General features: G+C 68.4%; 4 protein-coding genes. All 4 read right to left on the bottom strand.

Features of this window, described 5'->3' with window-relative positions:
- Window positions 1-624 (bottom strand): FAD-binding oxidoreductase (locus tag DBR23_RS22450; protein WP_146191414.1); only part of this gene is annotated, 624 nt, incomplete at its 3' end.
- Window positions 621-2,021, bottom strand: coding sequence for an NAD(P)/FAD-dependent oxidoreductase (locus DBR23_RS22445; RefSeq protein WP_108499629.1), 1,401 nt, complete (start codon window positions 2,019-2,021; stop codon window positions 621-623). The genes DBR23_RS22445 and DBR23_RS22450, both read right to left, overlap by 4 nt.
- Window positions 2,018-2,314 (bottom strand): (2Fe-2S)-binding protein, encoded by a 297-nt coding sequence (locus DBR23_RS22440; protein WP_228896682.1) that lies wholly within the window; start codon window positions 2,312-2,314, stop codon window positions 2,018-2,020. The genes DBR23_RS22445 and DBR23_RS22440 overlap by 4 nt, the downstream gene beginning before the upstream one ends.
- Window positions 2,315-2,329: 15 nt before the next feature.
- Window positions 2,330-2,773 (bottom strand): ABC transporter permease (locus tag DBR23_RS31540; RefSeq protein ID WP_233250675.1); only part of this gene is annotated, 444 nt, incomplete at its 5' end.

Raw genomic sequence — 2,773 nt, 5'->3', positions numbered from 1 at the left:
CCAGGCACCAGCGCAGTTGATCAGCACGGGCGCACGCACCGCCACGGTGGTGCCGGAGCGCACGGTAAAAAGCTGCCCGTCGTGCTCCACCGAGGTCATCGGTGTGCGTTCCAGAATCTGCGCGCCCGCGCGCCTGGCCGCCAGCGCAAAGGCGGGCGACACCAGGCGCGGGTTGGCCTGGCCGTCGTCGGGGCACAGCGAGCCACCCACGGCACGCCCGCCCAGCCAAGGGCAGCGCTCGCGCAGCGTGGTGCCCGAGATGAGCTGGATGCCCAGGTCGAAGTCACGGCTCAAGTGGGCATAGGCTTCCAGCGCAGCCATGTCCGCCTCGCTGCGTCCGATCTTGAAGTGCCCGCTGCGCTGGTATTCGCCATCGGTGTCAATCAGCGCGGGCAGGTTGGCCCACACCTGGTGGGCGCGCTGCGCCAGGGGCAATTGGCTCACAGGCCGGCCCTGGCGGCGCACGCCGCCGTAGTTCACGCCGCTGGAGCGCGAGCCGCACAGGTCTCGCTCCAGCAGCACCACCGCCACACCTTTGCGGCGCAGTGCCAGTGCGGCCGATGCACCCATGATGCCGCCGCCCACAATGGCAACGTCGGTGTCAATGGTTCGGGTTGTGGTCATTCGGCAGCCTCCGCCTGGGCTTGCAGGTGGATGGGAATGGGCTTGATCGGCGCTTGTCCGCGCAGTCGTCCTACCTGATCAATCGGCTTGCCCGTGGCCTGGGCCAGGATTTCTGCCGCCGCCACACCGCACATGCGGCCCTGGCAGCGGCCCATGCCCACGCGGGTCAGGGCCTTCAGGCGGTTCATTTCGTCGGCCCCAGCATCGTGGGCGCAGGCGCGCAGCTCGCCTGCCGTGATGCTCTCGCAGCGGCAGACCACCAGCGCATCGGGGGCGTGCGTTGCCCAATCTGTGGGGAAGGGGAAGGCGCGCTCCAGCCCTTGGCGGAATGGCATCAAGCCCGTGAGCTTGCGTTCCAGCTCCGCCGCGCGTGCAGTGTCCACCTTCACGCCATGGTCGGCCAGCAGCGCCAGCGCAGCGCGCTCACCCGCCCATTCGGCCGCATCGGCGCCCATGATGCCCGCGCCATCGCCCGCCAGGTACACGCCGGCCACACTGGTGCGGCCTGCCCCGTCGCGCTCGGGCAGGTGGGCGCGGTGTGTCGGTGCCCAGGCAAAGCGGCAGCCCAGCAGGTCTGCCAGTTGGGTTTCGGACCGCAGGGCGTAGCCAAAGCCCACGGCATCGCAGGGCACGGTGTGCTCGGCCTGGCCGTCACTCCACACCACGGCGTTGATCCGTATTTCGCCCTCCATGCGGACAGGCCGCACGCCGGTGTGCACCGCCACGCCATGCGCGCGCAGCAAGCCTACGTAGTACATCCCTTTGGCCAGCACGGCGGGCTGCGTCAGCATGCCGGGCAGGGCGGCCAGTTGGTCGGCAAAGCGGGCGGTGTCTAGCACTGCAGCCACCTTCACGCCCGCCTTGGCGCCTGCCTTGGCATATTGGTACGCCACCAGATACAGCAGCGGCCCGGTGCCCATCAGCACCACGTTGCGGCCAATGGTGCAGCCCTGGAACTTGAGCGCCACCTGCGCTCCCCCCAGCGTGAACACGCCAGGCAGCGTCCAGCCTGGCACGGGCAGCACGCGGTCGGTGGCGCCGCTGGCCACGATGAGCTGGCCGTAGGGCACTGTGCGCGTGGTCTGTGTGGGACTGTGCAGCACATCGAGCTGGCCTCCCTGGGCGTTCCACACCAGGCTGTCAGGTTGGTAGTCGATGTGGGCGGCCAGGCCATCCAGCGTGGTGTGCAATGCCGTGGCGCGTGAGGCTTCGGTGCCGTACAGCGTTTGCGGGCTGCGGGCAAAGTGGGCAGGCGGGCGGCGGTAGATCTGCCCGCCACCGCGTGCCGCCTCGTCGATCACCATGGGCCGCACGCCATGCGCCACCAGGGTTTGCGCCGCACGGATGCCCGCAGGGCCTGCGCCCACGATCACGGGTTGCAAGGTGGGGGCGGTCATGCGGCCCCTCCGGTAGTCAGCTGCATGCCCGCCTGGATGAAGGTGGCGCAAGACCGTAGGCGTTCGCCGGTAGCCGTCATCACCCAGCAGTCCTGGCACGCGCCCATTAGGCAAAAGCCTGCGCGCGGCTCGTGGCTGAACTCGTTGCGGCGCAGTTGGGCGCGGTGGGTGAGGATGGCGGTCAGCACCGTGTCGCCTTCGAGCGCAGCGGCGGGTTCGCCATCGAGCACGAAGGGCACGGGTGTGCGGTCTTTTTCGGCCACGCGGTGGAGCAGAGGTTGGCTGGAACTCATGGTTGCGGTGCTCATTTATTTCCGGCCGACCAGAACGCGATCGAGTCCATACACCCGGTCGAGAATCACCATCGCGCAGGCCGTCAGGGCCACCATCAGTGCCGATACCGCAGCCATCAGCGGGTCAATCGACTCGGTGGCGTACATGTACATGCGCACCGGCAGCGTCACCGTGCTGGGCGAGGTGACAAAGATCGACATCGTCACTTCGTCAAAGCTGTTGATGAAGGCCAGCAACCAGCCGCCCGTCACGCCGGGCAAAATCATCGGCAGCGTGATGCGTGTGAACACCGTGGCCTGGCTGGCACCCAGCGACAGCGCGGCATGCTCGGCACTGCGGTCAAACCCCACCAGCGCGGCCACCACCAGCCGCAGCGTGTAGGGCGTAACGATGAGCGCATGCGCAAACACCAGCCAGCCAAAGCTGCCCGTGCCCCCCAGCAGCGCAAACAGGCGCAG

Origin of the sequence: Acidovorax sp. HMWF018, from assembly GCF_003061035.1 — a bacterium.
Lineage (GTDB): Bacteria > Pseudomonadota > Gammaproteobacteria > Burkholderiales > Burkholderiaceae_C > Acidovorax > Acidovorax delafieldii.
This window is presented reverse-complemented; position numbering and strand designations above follow the sequence as displayed.

Bases quoted from the DNA above. Each gene is read 5' to 3' on its own strand.
- DBR23_RS22445 (WP_108499629.1), bottom strand. From the start codon at position 2,021: ATGACCGCCCCCACCTTGCAACCCGTGATCGTGGGCGCAGGCCCTGCG.
- DBR23_RS22440 (WP_228896682.1), bottom strand. From the start codon at position 2,314: ATGAGTTCCAGCCAACCTCTGCTCCACCGCGTGGCCGAAAAAGACCGC.